Source organism: Actinopolyspora sp. BKK2 (assembly GCF_011291845.1).
In the GTDB taxonomy this organism is placed as follows: Bacteria; Actinomycetota; Actinomycetes; order Mycobacteriales; family Pseudonocardiaceae; genus Actinopolyspora; species Actinopolyspora saharensis.
The window spans coordinates 1-1,020 of record NZ_JAANTE010000021.1 but is presented as its reverse complement, the minus strand read 5'-3'; the positions used below and the strand labels follow the sequence as shown (position 1 = coordinate 1,020).

Sequence of the window (1,020 nt, the reverse complement as noted above, 5' to 3'; positions counted from 1 at the left end):
CTAGGTGCTGTTTAGGAATTGATCTTGGCGAGGTCGGCGAGCCAGATGTTGATGGAGGCAATGTGCACGGTGGCTTCGTAGCGGACGGCGAGTTTGTCGTAGCGGCTGGCGACGGCGCGGTGGTGTTTGAGCTGGTTGATGCCGCATTCGACGGCGTGGCGCTGTCGGTAGGTGGCGGGGTCGAAAGCAGGCGGTCGGCCTCCGGCCGAGCCGCGCGCCCGGCGGTGGGCGGCTTGATCTTTGGGAACCGGAATCGTCGCGGCGATGCCACGTGTGCGCAGATAGTCCCGGTTAGCGCGGGAGGAGTAGGCTTTGTCGGCCAGCACTCGTGCCGGGCGGGTGCGCGCTCGCCCCGGTCCGAGCTGGGGCACGCGGATCGCGTTCAGCACGGCCGACATCTGGGGACTGTCACCACGTTGACCAGCGGTGATCACCAGTGACAACGGTTTGCGTCCTTGTTCGCAGGCCAGATGGATCTTCGTGGTGAACCCGCCTCGAGACCGGCCCAGCGCATGATCAGCCGGTTCCTCGCCGGGCGGTTCGACCTGCCCATCGGGGCAGCGGCGGGCGCCGGCGGCATGCTGGTGAGCCCGATTGATCGTGGAATCGACCGATACCTGCCAGTCGATCAGGCCTACCCGATCGGCCCAGGACCACAGCATCGTCAGGATCCAAGGCCACACACCTTCCCGCTGCCAGCGGCGAAACAGCTGCTAGATCGACTGCCAATGCCCATACCGTTCCGGCACGTCCCGCCACGGAGCGCCGACCCGCACCCGCCACCGGATCCCGTCCAGCAACTGCCGCCGCGTCCACGTCGGCCGACGACCCACCCCGGAACGAGGCGGCAACACGCGCTGCAACGCCACCCATTGCCGGTCCGTCAGATCCTTACGCCCGCCGCTCGATACGCTTCCCACCGAGGTCTCCGGATAGATGTTGATCTTCTTGGTCGTCGATCCATCTACCGGAGACCTCCCTACATCCCCACACCAGGGGCCCTTCTTAAACAGCTCCTAG

The 1,020-nt window shown here is 66.0% G+C and carries 1 pseudogene; it reads right to left on the bottom strand.

Annotated features, from left to right (window positions below):
- Positions 1-11: 11 nt before the first annotated feature.
- Positions 12-920, bottom strand: a pseudogene (locus G9Q41_RS21415) (IS5 family transposase).
- Positions 921-1,020: the final 100 nt, after the last annotated feature.